At 53.4% G+C, this 21,158-nt stretch carries 18 protein-coding genes and 1 pseudogene; 4 read left to right on the top strand and 15 right to left on the bottom strand.

Annotation, left to right across the window (positions count from 1 at the left end; translation table 11 throughout):
- Nucleotides 1–15 precede the first annotated feature (15 nt).
- The 15 genes and pseudogenes from KEM39_RS00825 to KEM39_RS00755 form a co-directional block, all read right to left on the bottom strand.
- Entirely contained in the window at nucleotides 16–1,686 is a 1,671-nt protein-coding gene (locus KEM39_RS00825; protein ID WP_118997293.1) for an AMP-binding protein, read from the bottom strand.
- A gap of 70 nt (nucleotides 1,687–1,756) precedes the next feature.
- Complete coding sequence (gene mnmA / locus KEM39_RS00820; RefSeq protein ID WP_118997324.1) at nucleotides 1,757–2,860, bottom strand: tRNA 2-thiouridine(34) synthase MnmA; 1,104 nt, start codon at nucleotides 2,858–2,860, stop codon at nucleotides 1,757–1,759.
- Between the two features lie 124 nt (nucleotides 2,861–2,984).
- Complete coding sequence (locus KEM39_RS00815; protein WP_003714216.1) at nucleotides 2,985–3,458, bottom strand: copper chaperone PCu(A)C; 474 nt, start codon at nucleotides 3,456–3,458, stop codon at nucleotides 2,985–2,987.
- Between the two features lie 136 nt (nucleotides 3,459–3,594).
- Nucleotides 3,595–3,978: a diacylglycerol kinase gene (locus tag KEM39_RS00810; RefSeq protein ID WP_096100352.1), complete on the bottom strand. Its 384-nt coding sequence runs from the start codon at nucleotides 3,976–3,978 to the stop codon at nucleotides 3,595–3,597.
- Between the two features lie 158 nt (nucleotides 3,979–4,136).
- On the bottom strand, nucleotides 4,137–5,093 hold the full coding sequence (gene gshB / locus KEM39_RS00805) for a glutathione synthase (RefSeq protein WP_192886305.1): 957 nt from the start codon (nucleotides 5,091–5,093) through the stop codon (nucleotides 4,137–4,139).
- Between the two features lie 92 nt (nucleotides 5,094–5,185).
- Complete coding sequence (locus tag KEM39_RS00800; protein ID WP_192886306.1) at nucleotides 5,186–6,874, bottom strand: glutamine--tRNA ligase/YqeY domain fusion protein; 1,689 nt, start codon at nucleotides 6,872–6,874, stop codon at nucleotides 5,186–5,188.
- Between the two features lie 111 nt (nucleotides 6,875–6,985).
- Entirely contained in the window at nucleotides 6,986–7,759 is a 774-nt protein-coding gene (locus KEM39_RS00795) for a DeoR/GlpR family DNA-binding transcription regulator (RefSeq protein WP_211709464.1), read from the bottom strand.
- Nucleotides 7,760–7,801: 42 nt separating this feature from the next.
- Entirely contained in the window at nucleotides 7,802–8,704 is a 903-nt protein-coding gene (locus KEM39_RS00790; RefSeq protein WP_118997297.1) for a lysine exporter LysO family protein, read from the bottom strand.
- A gap of 153 nt (nucleotides 8,705–8,857) precedes the next feature.
- Entirely contained in the window at nucleotides 8,858–9,574 is a 717-nt protein-coding gene (locus KEM39_RS00785; protein ID WP_118997298.1) for a GntR family transcriptional regulator, read from the bottom strand.
- Between the two features lie 413 nt (nucleotides 9,575–9,987).
- Nucleotides 9,988–10,410, bottom strand: coding sequence for an OsmC family protein (locus KEM39_RS00780; protein ID WP_025457757.1), 423 nt, complete (start codon nucleotides 10,408–10,410; stop codon nucleotides 9,988–9,990).
- 117 nt (nucleotides 10,411–10,527) lie between these two features.
- Nucleotides 10,528–11,199 (bottom strand): DUF3108 domain-containing protein, encoded by a 672-nt coding sequence (locus KEM39_RS00775; protein ID WP_042508492.1) that lies wholly within the window; start codon nucleotides 11,197–11,199, stop codon nucleotides 10,528–10,530.
- Nucleotides 11,200–11,214: 15 nt separating this feature from the next.
- Nucleotides 11,215–11,841 carry a phosphoribosylglycinamide formyltransferase gene (gene purN, locus KEM39_RS00770; RefSeq protein ID WP_025457755.1) on the bottom strand — a complete coding sequence of 209 codons (627 nt, stop codon included), beginning with the start codon at nucleotides 11,839–11,841 and terminating at the stop codon, nucleotides 11,215–11,217.
- Nucleotides 11,842–11,947: 106 nt separating this feature from the next.
- Nucleotides 11,948–12,770: pseudogene (locus tag KEM39_RS00765) on the bottom strand (FKBP-type peptidyl-prolyl cis-trans isomerase).
- Nucleotides 12,771–12,877: 107 nt separating this feature from the next.
- Nucleotides 12,878–13,318, bottom strand: a complete 441-nt coding sequence (locus tag KEM39_RS00760; protein WP_025457754.1) for a DNA polymerase III subunit chi — start codon at nucleotides 13,316–13,318, stop codon at nucleotides 12,878–12,880.
- Nucleotides 13,319–13,380: 62 nt separating this feature from the next.
- Nucleotides 13,381–14,787 carry a leucyl aminopeptidase gene (locus tag KEM39_RS00755; protein WP_118997300.1) on the bottom strand — a complete coding sequence of 469 codons (1,407 nt, stop codon included), beginning with the start codon at nucleotides 14,785–14,787 and terminating at the stop codon, nucleotides 13,381–13,383.
- A gap of 169 nt (nucleotides 14,788–14,956) precedes the next feature.
- Between KEM39_RS00755 and lptF the strand changes: the two genes are divergently transcribed.
- The 4 genes from lptF (at nucleotide 14,957) to argF (ending at nucleotide 21,071) form a co-directional block, all read left to right on the top strand.
- Complete coding sequence (gene lptF / locus KEM39_RS00750; protein ID WP_118997301.1) at nucleotides 14,957–16,072, top strand: LPS export ABC transporter permease LptF; 1,116 nt, start codon at nucleotides 14,957–14,959, stop codon at nucleotides 16,070–16,072.
- On the top strand, nucleotides 16,069–17,139 hold the full coding sequence (gene lptG, locus KEM39_RS00745; RefSeq protein WP_118997302.1) for an LPS export ABC transporter permease LptG: 1,071 nt from the start codon (nucleotides 16,069–16,071) through the stop codon (nucleotides 17,137–17,139). Before lptF ends, lptG begins: the two co-directional genes overlap by 4 nt.
- A gap of 209 nt (nucleotides 17,140–17,348) precedes the next feature.
- On the top strand, nucleotides 17,349–19,934 hold the full coding sequence (gene acnB, locus KEM39_RS00740; RefSeq protein WP_118997303.1) for a bifunctional aconitate hydratase 2/2-methylisocitrate dehydratase: 2,586 nt from the start codon (nucleotides 17,349–17,351) through the stop codon (nucleotides 19,932–19,934).
- Between the two features lie 141 nt (nucleotides 19,935–20,075).
- The gene (gene argF / locus KEM39_RS00735) at nucleotides 20,076–21,071 is read left to right on the top strand and encodes an ornithine carbamoyltransferase (RefSeq protein ID WP_025457749.1); all 996 of its coding nucleotides are present in this window, start codon (nucleotides 20,076–20,078) and stop codon (nucleotides 21,069–21,071) included.
- The last annotated feature ends 87 nt before the right edge of the window (nucleotides 21,072–21,158 follow it).

Raw genomic sequence — 21,158 nt, 5'->3', positions numbered from 1 at the left:
GACGGCATCTTTTCTTTATTTCCCGGTACTTTGGCGCAACTCGCGGCGCAGGATTTTGCCGACGTTGGACTTGGGCAACTCGTCGCGGAATTCGATATTTTTCGGTACTTTATATGCGGTTAATTCGGTGCGGCAAAAGGCGATAAGTTCTTCTTTGGTCAATGACGGGTCTTTTTTGACGACGAATACTTTGAGTGCCTCGCCGGTTTTTTCGTCGGGAACGCCGATACAGGCGACTTCCATCACTTTGCCGTGATGCGCGATGACTTCCTCGATTTCGTTCGGATAAACATTGAATCCGGAAACAACAATGAGGTCTTTTTTGCGATCGACCAGCTTCAACCAGCCTTTTTCGTCCATGACGGCAATATCGCCGGTTTCCAAAAAGCCGCGCGCGTCTATGGCTTTAGCGGTTTCTTCGGGACGGTTCCAGTAGCCTTGCATCACTTGAGGGCCTTTTACCCACAATTCGCCCGGCTGCCCAACGGGGACTTCTTTGCCGTTTGCGTCGCGCAGTTCGACTTCGGTGGACGAGACGGGCAAACCGATGCTGCCGCTGTATGATTCGATGTTTAAGGGGTTGCAGCACACGCCTGGGCTGGCTTCGGTCAGACCGTAGGCTTCGACAATAGGCGTACCGGTAATTTTTTTCCATTTTTCGGCAACGGCTTTTTGGGTCGCCATACCGCCGCCCAAAGTCAGCCGCAATTCTGAAAAATCGACTTCGGCAAAATCGGGCCGGTTGACCATCGCGTTAAACAGCGTGTTTACGCCGATAAATACGTTAACCCGCTGTTTTTTCAGTTCGCCGATAAAGCCTTTCATATCGCGCGGGTTGGTAATCAGGACAATTTTCGAGCCGGCATTGGCAAAAATCATCAGATTCACGGTTAAGGCAAAAATATGGTACAGCGGCAAGGCGGCGATAACGGTTTCTTTGCCCTCGCGCAACTGGTTTTTAATCCATTCTTTTGCCTGAAGCATGTTGGCGCAGATGTTGCCGTGGCTCAGCACCGCCCCTTTGGCAACACCTGTCGTGCCGCCCGTGTATTGCAACAGCGCGGTATCTTCGCGGTTTAATGCGACAGGTTGGAAAACGTGCTTCGCCCCCTCTTTCAATGCCGTCTGAAAGGAAATGGTTTCCCGAATACGGTATTCGGGAACCATTTTCTTGATTTTTCGGATGATGAAATTGATCAGCGAACCTTTAAGCAGCCCGAACATTTCGCCGACGGAGGCGACGATGACATGTTTGATCTGCGTGCGCGGCAGCACCAGCTCCAGCGTGTTGGCGAAATTTTCCAAAACGATGATGGCGGTCGCGCCGCTGTCTTTCAGCTGATGCTCCAGCTCGCGCGGCGTATAGAGCGGATTGGTGTTCACCGCCACCAAACCTGCCTGCAAAATGCCGAAAAGGGCTATCGGGTATTGCAATACGTTCGGCATCATAATGGCAACACGTTCGCCGCGCGGCAGCTTGAGGACGTTTTGCAGATAAGAGGCGAAATCAGTCGCTAGTTTGCCGGTTTCGGCATAAGTCAGCGTTTTGCCCATATTTTGAAAAGCGGGCAGCCTGGCAAATTTTTCCACGCTTTGGCGGAATACATCGCTGATGGAATTGTATTGCGTGATATCGATTTCGGCACTGACGCCCTTCTCGTAGCTGTCTAACCAAATTTTTTTCATAGGTATCGGTCTTTAAAGTGGAATTGAGCGGAACAATGCCGTCTGAAAACCGTTTCAGACGGCATTACCTTTATCGTGTGATGATGACGGGCTTGTCGGTCGATTGGATGATGCCGCCACCCAAACAGATGTCGCCGTCGTACAGCACGGCAGACTGACCCGGCGTAACCGCCCATTGCGGTTCGTCAAACACCAGCTCGGCGGTTTCATCATCCAAATAGCGCAATTCGCAAGGCGCGTCCGCCATACGGTAACGCGTTTTGCAGGTGTAGTGCCCTTCTTTCGGACGCTCGGGCAGCGTGAAACTCAAATCGTTCATCACAAGGCTGCGGGTATAGAGCAGCGGATGGTCATGGCCTTGTACGACGATGAGTTCGTTTTTCGTCAAATCTTTAGCCGCAACAAACCACGGCTCGCCCGCGCCGCCGATGCCCAAACCTTTGCGCTGTCCGAGCGTGTAGAACATCAGCCCAACGTGTTCGCCGGCGGTTTTCCCTTCGGGCGTAACCATTTTGCCGTTGTTGGTCGGCAGGTATTTTTGCAGAAACTCGCGAAACGGGCGTTCGCCGATGAAGCAGATGCCCGTGCTGTCTTTTTTGGCGGCGGTCGGCAGTTTGAACTCGGCGGCAAGGCGGCGGACTTCGGGTTTTTCCAAACCGCCCAACGGAAAAATCGCGCGTTCGAGTTGGAAAGGCTTGAGACGGTAGAGGAAATAGCTTTGGTCTTTGTTTCGATCCAAACCTTTGAGCAGGTAATGCACGCCGTTGCGGACTTCTTTGCGCGCATAGTGGCCGGTGGCGATGGTATCCGCGCCCTGCCCTACGGCGTAGTCCAAAAAGCATTTGAATTTGATTTCGGCGTTGCACAACACATCCGGATTCGGCGTGCGCCCCGCACTGTATTCCTGAAGAAAATAAGCAAAGACTTTGTCTTTATATTGCGCGGCGAAATTAACGATGTCGATGTCAATGCCGACAATATCGGCAACGGCGATGGCATCAAACGAATCCTGTTTGATGCTGCAATATTCGTCGTTGTCGTCGTCCTCCCAGTTTTGCATGAACACACCGCGCACTTGATAACCCTGCTGCTTGAGCAGGGCGGCGGTTACGGAAGAATCGACACCGCCGGAGAGCCCGACGATGATATTGGATGGGTTTGATGTCGTATTCATACGCAGGATGGCTTGGAAACGGCGGTTTTTAAAGGCAGATTTTAACACATTTTAAAGGCAGGCATAAAAATGCCATCTGAAAGCCCGGGCTTTTTCAGACGGCATTTCAAATATTTTCAGCAGATTAGTGCTGATGCGCTTCGCCGTGGTGATGACCGTGGTCCATTGCCGGCATCGGCGCGGTTTTGACTTCCAGTTGGACGGTTTGCGCTTTGGCGTTTTTAAATTTCAGGGTAACGGGAATCTTGTCGCCCTCTTTCAATTGTTTTTTCAAACCCATAAACATGACATGATAGCTGCCGGGTTTGAGTTCGGTAACGGATTTCGCCTCCAAAGGCACGCCGCCTTCGACTTCGCGCATACGCATCACGCCGTTGTCGTTGATATGGGTATGCACTTCGACGCGGTCGGCAACGGGGCTGCTTCCGCCGAGCAAAAAGTCTTGTTTGGCTTCGTCGTTGTGGATTTTCATGAACGCGCCGCCCATTTTCATACCTTCGACGGTGGTGCGCGCCCAGCCGTCCTCAACGTGGATTCCGGCGGCGGAAACCGCGCCTGCCAAACCTGCCATCATCACGGCTGCCAATAGTTTTTTCATCTTTCTACTCCTTAAATGTCAAACGAGGATGCGCTCATCTTACAAACAAATACCGTTCGGAAATTTGATATAGATTAAGCGAATAATAAATACTACATACTAATCCTAAAGGATTACAAATCCTGCTGCAAGCGTTTTACCCGAACAGGGCGGACAGCCAAACCGCCGCCAACATCAGCATCGCGAACAATTGTGCGGCAGAACCTGCATCTTTGGCGCGTTTGGCCAGCTCGTGTTTTTCGGTCGAAGTATGATCGACGGCGGCTTCGACGGCGGTGTTGAACAGTTCGACAATGACCGATACAAAAGACGCGATAATCAACGGCAGGCGGACGGCGGTTTCGGAAACCCAAAAAAATGCCGCGCACACCAACAGCGCGTTCAGCCACAAAACCTGACGGAATGCCGCTTCGTAACGGTAGGCGGCGGCAATGCCGTCTATCGAATAGCCGAACGCGTTGATGATGCGCCTGATGCCGCCTTTGCCTTTTTTTTCTGCCGCGTAAGAAGAAGGTTCCATCGGTATCCTTTCAAAATGTCCTCAATATATGCCGTCTGAAAACGGGGCGGCGGGGTGTCCGTACGGCATTAAGCGCATCCCTGCCGGCTGAGGGAAAACCCTGCCTGCCCGATCAAACCAGGCGGTTGTGAAGCAAAAGCCTTTCAGACGGCATCGGTTTAACGTACCGACCACGCGGCAACGGCATTGGCAAACATTGCCGCCACATCGAAACCTTTTTGTTTCATAATTTCTTGGAATCCGGTCGGGCTGGTCACGTTGACTTCGGTCAGGTTGCTGCCGATAACGTCCAAACCGGCCAACAGGATGCCTCGCCGTTTGAGTTCGGGGGCGAGCGTTTCGGCGATTTCGCGGTCGCGTCCGCCCAATTCCTGCGCCACGCCGCGCCCGCCTGCCGCCAGATTGCCGCGTGTTTCGCCGTTTTGAGGAATACGCGCCAAAGCATAGGGGACGACTTCTCCACCGATAATCAGGATGCGTTTGTCGCCGTGTACGATTTCGGGAATGTAGCGTTGCGCCATAATGGTGCGGGAATCAAGCCGCATCAGGGTTTCGAGGATGCTGCCAATGTTAGGGTCTTTTTCGGTCAGGCGGAAGATGCCCATACCGCCCATACCGTCGAGCGGTTTGACGATGATGTCGCCGTGTTCTTTCAAAAATGCGCGGACATCGGCGGAACGGGTCGTTACCAGCGTGGGCGCGGTAAACCGGCTGAAATTCAAAATCGCCAGTTTTTCATTGAAGTCGCGCATCGCCTGTCCGCTGTTGAACACTTTCGCGCCCTGCTGCTCCGCCAGCGTCAGTAATTGGGTGGCGTAGAGGTATTGCATATCGAACGGCGGATCGGTACGCATAATCACGGCATCAAATGCTTTCAATGCCGTCTGAACTTTGTCTGCGGATTTGAACCACGCATGATCATCATCGTTTTTTGCACCCGAAAATTCAAATGCCGATGCCTGCGCCGTTACCAAACCGCCGTTTACAGACAATTCCCCGCTCAATGTATGAAACAGCCGCCAGCCGCGTTTTGCCATTTCGCGCATCATCGCGTAGGTGGTGTCTTTATAGGTTTTGAAACTTGCCATCGGGTCGGCGATAAAGAGGACTTTCATCATATTTCCTTTCCGGTGTGCCGAATGTGCCGCGTTTCGCGGATAAAGGAGAAATGCCGTCCGAACAATATTCAGACGGCAAGGATGAGGTTTTACTTAGGCTGCCAAGAATCTTTCAGCGTTACCGTGCGGTTAAACACCGGCGTGTCTTTGCTGTGGTCTTTGCGGTCGGTAACAAAATAGCCGATGCGCTCGAACTGCCAGCGGCTTTCGGCAGGCAAATCTTTTGCGGCAGGTTCGGCGTAGGCAGTGATTTCCTTGATGGATTCAGGATTAAGGAAATCGGTAAACGGCAGGTATTCGCCGTCTTCGCCGCGCACGGCATCGGGACGCTCGACGGTAAAGAGGCGGTCGTACAGGCGGACTTTGATTTCGGCGGCATGTTCGGCGGAAACCCAGTGAATCACGCCTTTGACTTTTCTGCCTTCAGGATTTTTGCCCAAGGTGTCGTGGTCGATGCTGCATTTGAGTTCAACCACATTGCCTGCTTCGTCTTTGACGACTTCATCGCACTTGATGACATAGCCGTGGCGCAAGCGTACTTCGCCGCCGGGAATCAGGCGTTTGAAGCCTTTGGGCGGATTTTCGGCAAAGTCGTCGGCTTCGATGTAGATGGTTTGGGACACGGGAATTTCGCGATCGCCCATTTCCTCGTGGTTCGGATGGAACGCGGCATGGCGGCTTTGGGTTTTACCGGCTTCAAAGTTAGTCAGGGTTACTTTGAGCGGGTTCAAAACCGCCATCAGGCGCGGGGCGGAGTTTTCTAACTCTTCACGAATCGCGCCTTCCAACACGCTCATGTCGACGATGTTTTCAGATTTGGAAATACCGGCGCGTTTGGCAAACAGGCGCAGGCCTTCGGGCGTGTAGCCGCGGCGGCGCATACCGGAAATGGTCGGCATACGCGGATCATCCCAGCCGGTAACGTGGCCGTCTGAAACCAGTTGGTTCAGCTTGCGTTTGGATGTGATGGAATACAAAAGCTCCAAACGGGAAAATTCGTATTGGCGTGGACGGGTGGCGTGCGGCGCGGGAATGTTGTCCAACACCCAGTCGTACAACGGACGGTGTGCTTCAAATTCGAGCGTACACAAGGAATGCGTGATGCCTTCGATGGCATCGGAAATGCAATGCGTGTAGTCGTACATCGGATAGATGCACCATTTGTCGCCGGTGTTGTGGTGATGGGCGCGGCGGATACGGTAGATGACCGGATCGCGCATATTGATGTTGCCCGAAGCCATGTCGATTTTCAGGCGCAGGGTTTTGCTGCCGTCGGGGAACTCTCCGTTTTTCATGCGTGTGAACAGGTCGAGGTTTTCTTCGATACTGCGGTCGCGGTAAGGGCTGTTTTTGCCCGCTTCGGTCAGCGTACCGCGGTATTCGCGCATTTCTTCAGGGGTCAAATCATCGACATACGCCTTGCCGTCTTTAATCAAACCGACGGCGTAGTCGTAAAGCTGGTCGAAATAGTTGGAAGCGAAACGAGGCTCGCCCGCCCAATGGAAACCGAGCCATTCAACGTCTTCTTTGATGGCGTTGACGTATTCGTCGTTTTCTTTTTCAGGGTTGGTGTCGTCGAAACGCAGATTGCACAAGCCGTCGTAAATATACGCCAAACCAAAGTTCAGGCAGATGGATTTGGCGTGTCCGATGTGCAGGTAGCCGTTGGGTTCGGGCGGGAAACGGGTTTGGACGGCTGTATGTTTGCCGCTTTTGAGGTCTTCTTCGATGATGGTGCGGATGAAATGGTTGTCCGCGAATTGGTCTTTATTGAGCATAGTTTTCTTTGAACGGATGGCTTCAGACGGCATTGGAATGATTCCGTATGCCGTCTGAAGCGGTTTGAGAATGTGTTTATTGTACCCGACTTGCGCGCTTTGACATAGCGTTCAGACGGCATCGGCAATCAGGCATTCCACCCCCGCCTCTTTCAGCATCTTCTGCATCGCGGTATAGGGCAGCCGGTCGGTAAATACTTTGTCAAATGCCGTAATGTCGCCGAGCCTGACCAGCGCGTTGCTGCGGAATTTGCTGTGATCCACGCCGAGGAAGCGGACGCGCGCGTTGGCTATCATCGCCTGCATGACGCTGACTTCCTTGTAATCGTAATCCAAAAGCGAACCGTCGCTCTCCACGCCGTGCGTACTCATCACGGCATAATCGACTTTGAACTGGTTGATAAAATCGACGGTTGCCACGCCGGTAATGCCGCCGTCCAAAGGGCGGACGACTCCGGAAGTGATGATGACCGTGTAATCCGTCCGCGCCGAAACGATGGAGGCGACGTGGATATTGTTGGTAATAATCCGCAGGCTGCCGCGCCGTCTCACCAGCTCCGATGCCACGGCTTCCATCGTCGTGCCGATACTGACAAACAGCGATGACTCGTCGGGAATATGTTCCGCAATCAGCCGGGCAATGGCGTTTTTTTCGTTTTGACATTGAATTTGGCGGCTGGCAGGCAGCCCCTCCGGCAAGTTTCCGCCCGAGGATGCGCCGCCGTGGTGGCGTTTCAGGCTGCCGGCATCCTCCAATTCGCGGATGTCGCGGCGTATCGTCTGCGGGGTAACGTCCAATGCGGCGGCAAGCTCGTCCACCGACATAAACTGATGCCGGCGGACAAGGCTTAAAATCTCTCCGTGCCTTTGGATTTTCGGTTTCATCGTTTTCTGCCTCCTTGCATCGGGATGCCGATTTTACCGCGTTCAGCCCAAAGCGGAAAACACCACCATCAGAAACGGAGCGGCGATATTGACCACCACGCCGAAGCTGACCGCTACCGGTACGGCTTCCAAGCCGCCCGCACCCCGAATCACGGGCAATGTGAAATCCATACTGGTCGCGCCGCCGACCCCCACTGCCGCATCGGGAAAACGCTTCATCAGCAGCGGAATAAATGCCAGCGCGAACAGTTCTCGTGCCAAATCGTTCAAAAGCGCGATACTGCCCCATACCGCGCCGTAAGCCTCGGTCATCACCAAACCCGAGAGGGAATACCAACCGAAGCCGGAAGCCATCGCCAAACCTTTCACCCACGACACACCGTCTGCCGATGCGGCAAACAGCAGCCCGCCTGAAAGAGATGAAAGCATAAACCAGACCGACAACCGAATACCCCTGCGGTTGACCAAAACCTGCCGCAACGATACGCCGCTGCTTTTGAGCTGTACGCCGATGAGGAACACCAGCAGCATCAGACAGTACATACCCGCGTTTTCAGACGGCATCCAAATATCGCGCATCAGTTTGCCGAATGAGAATCCGAGCAGCACGCATCCGAGCTGCCCCACACTGCCCGACACGCCGACCGAAACGCCCTTCCCTTTCCCCTTTATCCGCCACGGGAATAACTTTCCTAAAACTGCCAAGACAAGCAGGTTCGCCCCGACCGTACAAACAAACAGCCACAGAACCGTCAACGCCATATCGTCCAACCGCGAACCCAAATCCTCCACGCGCGACAACGATACGCCGATCAGCAGCAGCACAGCATACACCAAGACCGATAGCACCTTATCCAAAGCGGGCAGGTAAGGCTTGGGAACACGGATAAAAAATCCGGCAAACATCGGTATCAAAACCGAAATCAATGTCATCAGGCTGTTCATCCCCTGTCCTCCTTTATTGCCGCATAATATGTGCGGCTTGAAAATGCCGTCTGAAAATTGCAGATACCCGCATCCATATTTCAGACGGCATCGGGCCGCCGTGAAAAAACCGCCTGAACATCTGATTCAGACGGTTTTCTCACCATCAGGCATTCAATCTTCCAAAGTCTTTTCCAAGCGTTCCATACAGTTGCCCAAATGGCGGCGCAGGATTTTAACCACGCGGTTGCGCCTGCCTGCCAGCAGCAGGTCGAGGATTTCCCGATGTTCGGAATGCGTGTGCGTATTGATGGCGTGCTTTTCCTCACGATGCACGCCCGCCACGGCGACAATCAGGGAAGATCGCGCGCACAGCGTGTTCATAATGTCGAACAGCACATCGTTGCCCACCAGGCGCGCCAGTTCGACGTGGAAGGCATTGGACAGGCGGTTCCAGCCGACGCGGTCGCCCCTGCCGGAAGCCTCTTCTTCGCGCCTTATCATCGCATAAAGCGGCTCGAGGCGCGTTTCCAAGTCCGGCAGGCAGGCGAGGATGTTTAAAATCATCGTCTCCATTTCGATGCGCGCATTGAACACATCCTGCATTTCTTTCAAATCGGGAACGTGGACGAACGCGCCCCTGTTGGGTTGCAAATCGACAATCTTGTCGTGCGCCAAAAGCGACAGCGCGCCGCGGACGGTGTTGCGCGAACACACCATCTGACGGCAAAGTTCGGATTCGGTCAGCTTTTTGCCGGGCAGCAGCACCTGATCGGTAATGCCGTCCAAAATCAGGGCGTAAACACGGAACAGCTCCGAATCGTGCCGCTCTTCGAGAATCAGGGAAGACGTGGTCGGCGCATGGATAATGTCGTCGTTTTCAAAGTTCATGATGTTTTCCGTATTTTTACGCTTTCAAATTTTTTAAGATGTTTTAAGACGGCTGTGTTTCAAATCGTGTCGGGGAAATCAAAGTATTACACAAATTTATTTTAATTCAATAAATTAATATATGGCTTAAAATAACAGGATGCCCGCCTTCCGCCCGCCTGCAGAAGCGGACGGGCATCATTTTAAAGCGCGGCATTTAAAATTTGACCGAAAATTGTTGACAATCCGGAATCAAGCCTGCACAATACCCCGACAAGTCCAAGTATTATAAAGGCTGAATAAAGAGGAAACAGCAGGCAGATATATTCGGGAGGTGCAGTCCGAATATATCTGCTTTTTTATGCGCCTCCGGCTTGCCCGCACCTTTCCCCTTCAGACGGCATCAGCCGTTTCTCCATAATGCCGCCCGATGCCTATTTATCTGCCCCGGCAATTTCAAAACTGTGGGTAATCTTTGCCGCTTTGCCCAACATAATCGAAGCCGAACAGTATTTTTCGGCAGACATCTGAACGGCGCGCTCAATGGCCGATTCTTTCAAATCGTGCCCGAATACTTTGAAATGGATGTGGATTTCGGTAAACACGCGCGGCGCATCGTCCGCCCGTTTCGCCGTAACCGTCGCACGGCAGTCAGTCACTTTCTGACGCTGTTTTTCGGCAATCATCACCACATCGATGCTCGAACAGCCCGCCACGCCCAACAGCAGCATTTCCATCGGGCTGGGCCCGCGCTTGACCGCGCCTTCCGCCGCCGAACCTTCCATAACGACGCTGTGCCCGCCTTCCGCCGTGCCGACAAAGCACATCCCGTCTATCCATTTTGATGTAACCTGCATAGTGTCATTCCTGAAAATAGCGTTAAAACCGCTTTGCATATGGCGTTATTGTAAACAATTTCAAGCGGCTTATACAGAAATATGGACAAAACGGCAAAAAACCGCCTGAAAACCGATTTACGGTTTGGCGGCCTGGCCGTTGATCTGCACCGATTTGAGTTTCAGCGTATAGGTTTTGCCGTCGTCGTTGTACCCGATTTGTGCCGGAATATTGTTCAGGGACGGTGCGAAGAAATACGTTACCGTATCGTCGCCGCGCCGCACCCGATATTTGACGACTTCGGTTTCCACGCCGCCTATGCTGTATTTTCCCGTACCCGCCTTATTCAAACCGCCGACGGAATAAAGTTTTTTGCCGTTGGTGATTTTCAGCCCCGGGGGGAGTTTCGCGTCATTTGCCGCCAACTGCCAGGCAAGCGTGAACAAATCCATAGCCTTGGGGCTTTGCTCGGTTTTGCTCTCGCCCGCTTTGCCGTAGGTTACGCTGCCGTCGGCGAATTTGGCTTCCGCATACAGTTTGCCCCTGCGTATGTCTTTATAGTAGGTAGGGTGCAGGGTATTGCCGACAACCGTACCGCCGGACTCGAAACGGATATTGTATAGCGGCACTTTAATCGTCGAAACGATTTTGTAAGCATTGCCGCTGCGTTCAAATGTCATCGTGGCGGGAATGCCGTAGCTGCCGGAATAGTGCAGCACGGCGGATTGGGGTAGCCCTGCCGCATACGCGCACGGCAGGGCGGCGGACAAAATGGCGGCGGAAAATATATTTTTAAAAGTCTTCATCATTTGCTCCCGCCCGGTTTACGCCGTCAGGAAACGGGCGGCATCGGCGTTTTCCGAATTTCTGACTCGGTTTCCCTCAATAATCAGGCGGCCGGTGGCAAAATCGGCAACGGCTTTCGGATAGAGTTTGTGTTCGACAGCCAAAACCCGGGCGGCAACATCGTCTGCCGTATCGCCGTCGAGTATCGGCACAACCCCTTGCGATACAATCGGGCCGCAATCCAGCTCGGCCGTAACGAAATGAATCGTACAGCCGGCAACGCGGCAACCTGCCTCCAAAGCGCGTTCGTGCGTATGAAGTCCGGTAAACGAGGGAAGGATGGACGGGTGAATGTTCATCAGCCTGCCTTCGTAATGGGCGCAAAACTCGGGGGTCAGAATCCGCATAAAACCTGCCAAAACCACCAAGTCGGGTTGATATGCGTCGATTTTTTCCATCATGGCCGTATCGAAGGCAAGTCGTGATTCAAAGTTTTTATGATTCAGGCTGTCGGTCGGAATACCGCGTTCGACCGCCCATTTCAGTCCTTCCGCCGTTTCGCTGTTGCTTAACACGGCAGCAATACGGACGTTGGGAATAGCAGCATTGACGATTGCCTGCATGTTGCTGCCGCGTCCGGAAATCAGGATAACGATGTTTTTCATAATGGTGCGCTTTTGAAAGGGATGCCGTCTGAACCGCTGTTTGGTGGTTTCAGACGGCATTTGCCGTAAAAATGCCCGAAAACCTGTTTCGGGCAAGGGTTCGGACTTAATTTACTTTTTTGATGTCGACTTGAGCCGGCTGTTGGGCAGACGCATTTTCGGGTGCACCAACCTTAACCAGTTTCACATCAAATACCAAAGTGGAGTTCGGACCGATTTTTTCGCCCGCACCCTGTTCGCGGTAGGCAAGGTTGGACGGGATGTAGAACGTGGCTTCTCCGCCTTCTTTCAGAAGCTGTACGCCTTCGGTCCAACCCGGAATCACTTGGCTTAATGGGAAGGTTGCCGGACCGCCGTTGGCTTTGCTGCTGTCGAATACGGTACCGTCAATCAGACGGCCTTCGTATTCCACGGTAACGATGTCGTCTTTGGTCGGCTGTTTGCCTTCACCCTGTTTGGTGATTTTGTACTGCAGACCGGAAGCAGTGGTCTTCACGCCGTCTTTGGCGGCATTTTCCTTCAGGAAGGCTTCGCCTTTTTCTTTGTTGGCCTTCGCATCCGCCTTGTGTTTTTCTACGGCTTTAGCCTGCTGCTCCTGCAGGAATTTCATCATGACTTCCTGAGCCTGCTCTTCGGTCATTTTGATTTCTTTGCCGTCATACACTGCCTGCATGGCTTCGGTAAAGACTTTCAAATCGATTTCCGCACCCTGCTCCTTCATCTGCTTCAGGGAGCGTCCGATGTCCACACCCATAGCATAGCTTGCCTGCTGCATGGTGTTGCCGATTGAAGAAGTATCGCCCTGTGCGGCAGAAGCTGCGGCAGGCTCGGATGCGGATGATGCGGGTACGTTTTCTTTTTTGCCGCAGGCAGAAAGTGCCAAAGTGGCGGCAAGGGTTTAATGCGCTGATTTTGAAAATTTTGTTCATAATAGCTCTTCGCTGTTAATAAGGTCGGAAAAATGGGATTATAGCCGAGTTTGAATCAAATAGAATCAAAGCTGTTTAAATTTTGTAAGCATGGCGGCAAGACAGCATTAACCCCTCCCGCCCATGCCGTGGTGTTCGATGTGGAAACCGCTTTTACGGTAGGCGGCAAAACGCCCACGTGCCTCGGCAAGTTCCTCAAGGCTGCTGCCGACGATTTCCAAGATACGTTCCGGCAATACGGGCGCAGCATTCCAAAAATCATCCGATAAATTAAGAACCGTCATATTTTCCGCAATTTCGGGAATCCTATCGCCAGCCGCCAACAAAACCGGCGTATCCGTCGGCATCGGATACTCTGTTGTCCAGACTTCATGAGGAACAAAGCTTTCCGCTTCATATTGCCAGAGTGCTTTATCCAATTCTTGAACCTGCCCGAACGAGTCTGACCACACCAGCACCCTACCCCCGTCTCGGATAGCGCGCGCAATCAACCGACAGGTAAAAAGGGGGATTTGGTCAACATGGGTATAAAAGGTAACTTTCGGCATATTGTTTGAGCATTTGACAGGATGATGCCGTCTGAAAGGCTTCAGACGGCATTGTGGCAAAATTAAAGATTCCGCAGATAGTTCAGCAGCAAGGGAACGGGGCGGCCGGTTGCACCTTTTTCGCTGCCGGATTTCCACGCCGTACCCGCGATGTCAAGGTGCGCCCACGGGTAGCCTTCGGTGAAGTAAGACAGGAATGTTGCGGCGGTAATCGTGCCCGCGCCGGGCGTGCCGATGTTGGGGATGTCGGCAAAATTGGACTTGAGCTGGTCTTTGTAGGTCTCGAAAAGCGGCAGTTGCCACGCTTTGTCGTCCACGTTACGGGAGGCGGCGAGCAGGCTGTCGATCAAATCCTGATTGTTGCCCATCACGCCGCTGACATCGTGCCCCAAGGCAACGATGCATGCACCGGTCAGGGTGGCAACGTCGATAACGGCTTTGGGTTTGAATTGTTCGGCGTAAGTGAGCGCGTCGCACAAAATCAGACGGCCTTCGGCATCGGTGTTCAACACTTCGATGGTCAAGCCTTTCATGCTTTTCACGACGTCGCCCGGTTTATTGGCCGCACCGGAAGGCATGTTTTCACAAGTGGCAACGATGGCAATCAGGTTAATCGGCAGTTGCAGTTTGACGGCGGCGCAGAAGGTGCTGATGACGGTTGCCGCGCCGCACATGTCAAACTTCATTTCGTCCATGTTCAGACCGGGTTTGAGGGAAATGCCGCCGGTGTCGAAGGTAATGCCTTTGCCGACCAAGACGACGGGGGCGGCTTCTTTGTCGGCTGCACCGAAGTAGCTCAGTTCGACCAAATAGGGATCTTCGACACTGCCTTTGGCGACCGACCAAAACGAACCCATGTTTTCTTTGATGTAGTCTTTTTCGATGATTTTGGCGTGCGCGCCCAGTTTTTCGGCTTCGGCTTTGGCGGTGCGCGCTAAAAATTCGGGCGTGCATTCGTTGGGCGCGGCATTGCCCAAATCGCGGCAGAGGTTTTGTCCGTAAACCTGCGCTTCGGCGACGCGCAGGGCTTCTTTGACGGCAGCTTCGTGTGCGCTGTGGAACACGGCTTGTGCGAATTTGGCGGGCTTGGCTTCTTTTTTGTAGCGGTCGAAACGGTAGGCAGCATTGCCGAACGTAATCGCAAACGCTTCGGCAACGGCTGCTGCCTGCGCCTCATCAAAGGCGTGAACGTCCACATTGACCGTTTCTTGATTTTGCGCCCATTTGGCGGCTTCGGCTGCGGCTTTGTTCAATGCGGCGCGGTCGGTGCTTTTCAGACGGCATACGGCAACAGCCTGCAAACCGTTATCCGTCGGGATTTTGGTGTCGACAAAAGTTTGACCTTCTTCAAGCGAAGACAAAAGGGCAAGGGCGGTCGGGTGGTTTAATTGCGCCTCTTCGGCGCAGACAAATAATTGCGCACCTGCCTGTTGAGCCTGCAAAGTTTCGGCTTTTGTGCTAAATTCCACGTTTATTCTCCTGATTGAGACGGTTGTCGGTAGTTTTCGGACGGCCTTTCGCTCAAAAGACCGTCTGAAGACGGCTGGCACGATTGTACCCCATTTGAAGCACCGTCTGAAACCTTGCGCGGACAATCCGCCTGCGCCGAACCGCTTACCGCCCCCTGACCGCGATTCTATGATTTATCAAAGAAACCTCATCAAAGAACTCTCTTTTACCGCCGTCGGCATTTTCGTCGTCCTTTTAGCGGTATTGGTCTCCACGCAGGCAATCAACCTGCTCGGCCGCGCAGCCGACGGGCGCGTCGCCATCGATGCCGTGCTGGCATTGGTTGGCTTCTGGGTCATCGGTATGACGCCGCTTTTGCTGGTTTTGACCGCGTTCATCAGCACGCTGACCGTGTTGACCCGCTACTGGCGCGACAGCGAGATGTCGGTTTGGCTTTCCTGCGGATTGGCATTGAAACAATGGATACGCCCGGTCATGCAGTTTGCCGTGCCGTTTGCCATCCTGATTGCCGTCATGCAGCTTTGGGTGATGCCGTGGGCGGAACTGCGCAGCCGCGAATACGCCGAAATCCTGAAGCAGAAGCAGGAATTGTCTTTGGTGGAGACAGGCGAGTTCAACAGTTTGGGCAAACGCAACGGCAGAGTTTACTTCGTCGAAACCTTCGATACCGAATCCGGTATCATGAAAAACCTGTTCCTACGCGAACAGGACAAAAACGGCAACGACAACATTATCTTCGCCAAAGAAGGCAATTTCTCGCTGAACGACAACAAGCGCACACTCGACCTGCGCAACGGCTACCGATACAGCGGCACGCCCGGCAAAGCCGACTACAACCGCATCTCCTTCCAAAACCTCAGTCTGATTATCAGCACCACGCCCAAACTCATCGACCCCGTTTCCCACCGCCGCACCATCCCGACATCCCAGCTTATCGGCAGCAGCAATCCCCAACACCAGGCGGAATTGATGTGGCGCATCTCGCTGACCGTCAGCGTTTTGTTGCTGTGCCTGCTTGCCGTGCCGCTTTCCTATTTCAACCCGCGCAGCGGCCATACCTACAATATCCTAATTGCCATTGGTTTGTTTTTGGTTTACCAAAACGGGCTGACCTTCCTGCGCAATGCCGTGGAAGACGGCAAAATTCATTTCTGGCTCGGACTACTGCCTATGCACATCATCATGTTTGTGATTGCCGTCGTTCTGCTGCGTGTCCGCAGTATGCCTAGCCAACCCTTCTGGCAGGCGGTTGGCAAAAGTCTGACATTGAAAGGCGGAAAATGAACCTGATTTCACGTTACATCATCCGTCAAATGGCGGTTATGGCGGTTTACGCCCTCCTTGCCTTCCTTGCCCTGTACAGCTTTTTCGAGATCATCAACGAAGTCGGCGATTTGGGCAAAGGCAGCTATAACGGCACAACCATGGCGCAATACGTCCTTATGCAGATGCCCGCGCGCGCCTACGAACTCATGCCCCTCGCCGTCCTTATCGGCGGACTGGTTTCCCTCAGCCAGCTTGCCGCAGGAAGCGAACTGACCGTCATCAAAGCAAGCGGCATGAGTACCAAAAAAATATTACTGATTCTGTCGCAGTTCGGACTGATTTTCGCTATCGCCACCGCCGCACTCGGTGAATGGATTGCACCCGTCCTCAGCCAAAAAGCTGAAAACATCAAATCCGCCGCCATCAACGGCAAAATCAGCACCGGCAATACCGGCCTTTGGCTCAAAGAAAAAAACAGCATCATCAACGTGCGCGAAATGCTGCCCGACCATACCCTGCTGGGCATTAAAATCTGGGCGCGCAACGACAAAAACGAGCTGACGCAGGCGACGGAAGCCGAATCCGCCGTTTTAAACAACGACGGCAGTTGGCAGTTGAAAAACATCCGCCGCAGCACGCTTGGCGAAGACAAAGTCGAAGTCTCCACCGCCGCCGAAGAAAACTGGCCGGTCGCCGTCAAACGCAACCTGATGGACGTATTGCTCGTCAAACCCGACCAAATGTCCGTCGGCGAACTGACCACATACATCCGCCACCTCCAAAACAACAGCCAAAACACCCAAATCTACGCCATCGCATGGTGGCGCAAACTCGTTTATCCCGTCGCCGCATGGGTCATGGCGCTCGTTGCCTTCGCCTTTACGCCGCAAACCACGCGCCACGGCAATATGGGCTTGAAACTCTTCGGCGGTATCTGCCTCGGTTTGCTGTTCCACTTTGCTGGCAGGCTCTTCGGGTTTACCAGCCAACTCTACGGCGTCCCACCCTTCCTCGCCGGCGCACTGCCTACCATAGCCTTCGCCTTGCTCGCTGTTTGGCTGATACGCAAACAGGAAAAACGTTGAACAAATGCCGTCTGAACCTCTCTTCAGACGGCATTTGTTTTCATTGACACATTCCCACAGACAGATAGCCATTCCCTATTACATTACCTGTCATAACAGTTCCATTTTTGTTAAAACTAGTCTATGATAGCGGTGCAAATATTGTTTACAATATTTAACGCAAATCATTTGCAACCCGACAAAAGAAAAACAGAAAAAGGAACAAAGAGATGTTAGAAGCCTATCGTAAAGCCGCCGCCGAGCGCGCTGCCCTTGGTATTCCCGCCCTTCCTCTGACTGCTCAGCAAACCGCCGATTTGGTTGAGCTGCTGAAAAGCCCGCCCGCAGGCGAAGGCGAGTTCTTGGTCGAACTGCTTGCCCACCGCGTACCGCCCGGCGTGGACGATGCCGCCAAAGTTAAAGCCTCATTCCTGGCTGCCGTTGCCGAAGGCAGCGCATCCAGCCCGTTGGTTTCCCCCGAATATGCGACCGAACTCTTAGGTACGATGCTCGGCGGTTACAATATTCACGCCTTAATCGAACTCTTGGACGACGACAAACTCGCGTCCATTGCTGCCAAAGGCTTGAAACATACGCTTCTGATGTTCGATTCCTTCCACGACGTTCAAGAAAAAGCCGAAAAAGGCAACAAATACGCGCAAGAAGTTTTGCAATCTTGGGCAGATGCCGAATGGTTCACCTCCCGTGCCAAAGTTCCCGAAAAAATCACCGTTACCGTCTTCAAAGTTGACGGCGAAACCAATACAGACGACCTCTCTCCCGCGCCCGACGCATGGAGTCGTCCCGATATTCCGTTGCACGCGCTGGCAATGCTGAAAAACCCGCGCGACGGCATCAATCCCGACAAACCGGGCGAAGTCGGCCCGATTAAATTGTTGGAAGAACTCAAAGCCAAAGGCCATCCGGTTGCTTACGTTGGCGACGTGGTCGGTACCGGTTCTTCACGCAAATCCGCGACCAACTCTGTCATTTGGCATACCGGCGAAGACATTCCGTTCGTGCCGAACAAACGCTTCGGCGGCGTGTGCTTGGGCGGCAAAATCGCGCCGATTTTCTTCAACACTCAAGAAGACTCCGGCGCGCTGCCGATTGAAGTCGATGTTTCCGCGCTGAAAATGGGCGATGTCGTCGATATCCTGCCTTATGAAGGCAAAATCGTGAAAAACGGCGAAACCGTTGCCGAATTCAACCTGAAATCACAAGTATTACTGGACGAAGTGCAAGCTGGCGGCCGTATTAACCTGATTATCGGTCGCGGTCTGACCGCCAAAGCGCGCGAAGCCCTGAAACTGCCTGCTTCCACCGAATTCCGCCTGCCTCAAGCGCCTGCCGAAAGCAAAGCCGGTTTCACGTTGGCGCAAAAAATGGTCGGTCGCGCCTGCGGTCTGCCTGAAGGACAAGGCGTGCGCCCGGGTACTTACTGCGAACCGCGCATGACGACGGTCGGCTCGCAAGACACTACCGGCCCGATGACCCGCGACGAGCTGAAAGACTTGGCTTGTTTGGGCTTCTCCGCCGATATGGTAATGCAGTCTTTCTGTCACACCGCTGCTTATCCGAAACCCGTCGATGTAAAAACCCATAAAGAACTGCCCGCCTTTATTTCCACCCGTGGCGGCGTGTCCCTGCGTCCGGGCGACGGTGTCATCCACTCGTGGCTCAACCGCCTGCTGCTGCCCGATACCGTCGGCACCGGCGGCGACAGCCACACCCGTTTCCCCATCGGTATTTCCTTCCCCGCAGGTTCAGGCTTGGTCGCTTTTGCCGCCGCAACGGGCGTAATGCCGCTCGATATGCCCGAGTCCGTACTGGTACGCTTCAGCGGCAAACTGCAACCGGGTGTAACCCTGCGCGATTTGGTGAACGCCATTCCGCTGTACGCAATCAAACAAGGTTTGCTGACCGTTGCCAAAGCCGGTAAGAAAAACATCTTCTCCGGCCGCATCCTCGAAATCGAAGGCCTGCCTGATTTGAAAGTGGAACAAGCCTTTGAATTGACCGACGCATCCGCCGAACGCTCCGCCGCCGGCTGTACCGTGAAGCTCAACAAAGAGCCGATTATCGAGTACATGAAATCCAACGTCGTGTTGATGAAAAACATGATTGCCGACGGCTATCAAGACTCGCGCACTTTGGAACGCCGTATCAAAGCCATGGAAAAATGGCTGGCAAATCCCGAGTTGCTCGAAGCGGATAAAGATGCCGAATACGCCGCCGTGATTGAAATCAATATGGACGACATCAAAGAGCCGATTATTGCTTGTCCGAACGACCCTGACGACGTGTGCTTCATGTCTGAACGTTCCGGCACCAAAATCGACGAAGTGTTCATCGGTTCGTGCATGACCAACATCGGCCACTTCCGCGCTGCTTCCAAACTCTTGGAAGGCAAGAGCGACATCCCCGTCCGCTTGTGGGTAGCACCGCCGACCAAAATGGACGCGAAAGAATTGTCCGACGAAGGCCACTACGGTGTGCTCGGCCGTGCAGGCGCGCGTATGGAAATGCCGGGTTGCTCATTGTGTATGGGTAACCAAGCCCAAGTACACGAAGGCGCAACCGTCATGTCCACTTCGACCCGCAACTTCCCGAACCGCTTGGGCAAAAACACCTTTGTTTACCTCGGTTCGGCGGAATTGGCGGCAATCTGCTCCAAACTGGGTAAAATCCCGACCGTTGAAGAATATCAAGCCAATATCGGCATCATCAACGAACAGGGCGATAAAATCTACCGCTATATGAACTTCAACGAAATCGACAGCTACAACGAAGTAGCCGAAACCGTGAATGTTTGATTCCCGTCATCCGTATGGAGTAAGGGATTGACCGCAATGCCGTCTGAACAACCTTCAGACGGCATTGCAACATTCCGCTAACCCTTCTTTCCGCAAACGCTGCAAATACGGCGTTCACGCCCCCACATAAAGGAAACGACAGTGAACCTGAAAAACCGCCATTTTCTGAAACTTTTAGACTTCACGCCGGAAGAAATCACCGCCTACCTCGACCTTGCCGCCGAATTGAAAGCCGCCAAAAAGGCAGGGTGCGAAGTGCAGCGGATGAAAGGGAAAAACATCGCCCTGATTTTTGAAAAAACATCCACACGCACACGCTGCGCGTTTGAAGTCGCCGCACGCGATCAAGGCGCGGGTGCAACCTATCTGGAACCGTCTGCCAGCCAAATCGGGCACAAAGAAAGCATCAAAGACACGGCGCGCGTCTTGGGTAGGATGTACGATGCCATCGAATATCGCGGCTTCGGTCAGGAAATTATTGAAGAATTGGCAAAATATGCGGGCGTACCCGTGTTCAACGGGCTGACCAACAAGTTCCATCCCACACAAATGCTTGCCGACGCACTGACTATGCGCGAACATAGCAGCAAACTTTTGAACCAAACCGCGTTTGCCTACGTCGGAGACGCGCGTTACAACATGGGCAATTCCCTGCTGATTTTAGGGGCAAAATTGGGGATGGACGTGCGTATCGGCGCACCTCAAAGCCTGTGGCCGTCTGAAGGCATTATCGCCGCCGCACACGCCGTCGCCAAAGAAACCGGTGCAAAAATTACCCTGACCGAAAACGCGCATGAAGCCGTGAAGAATGTTGATTTTATTCATACCGATGTGTGGGTCAGCATGGGCGAGCCGAAAGAAGTCTGGCAGGAACGCATCGATTTGCTGAAAGATTACCGCGTTACGCCCGAACTGATGGCGGCATCGGGCAATCCGCAAGTCAAATTCATGCACTGCCTGCCCGCCTTCCACAACCGCGAAACCAAAGTCGGCGAATGGATTTACGAAACCTTCGGACTGAACGGTGTGGAAGTTACAGAAGAAGTATTCGAAAGCCCCGCCAGCATCGTGTTCGATCAAGCGGAAAACCGTATGCACACAATTAAAGCGGTAATGGTCGCGGCTCTGGGCGACTGACAAAACTGTACCTGTTTAAATTCATCCGCAACACAGATGCCGTCTGAACACGATGTTCAGACGGCATCCATATAACAAACTGCCTAC

The sequence above is a fragment of the Neisseria sp. Marseille-Q1983 genome (assembly GCF_018224585.1).
GTDB classification, from domain to species: Bacteria; Pseudomonadota; Gammaproteobacteria; order Burkholderiales; family Neisseriaceae; genus Neisseria; species Neisseria polysaccharea.
Note: the sequence above shows the minus strand (reverse complement) of the source record. Positions and strands in the feature narration are given on the sequence as shown.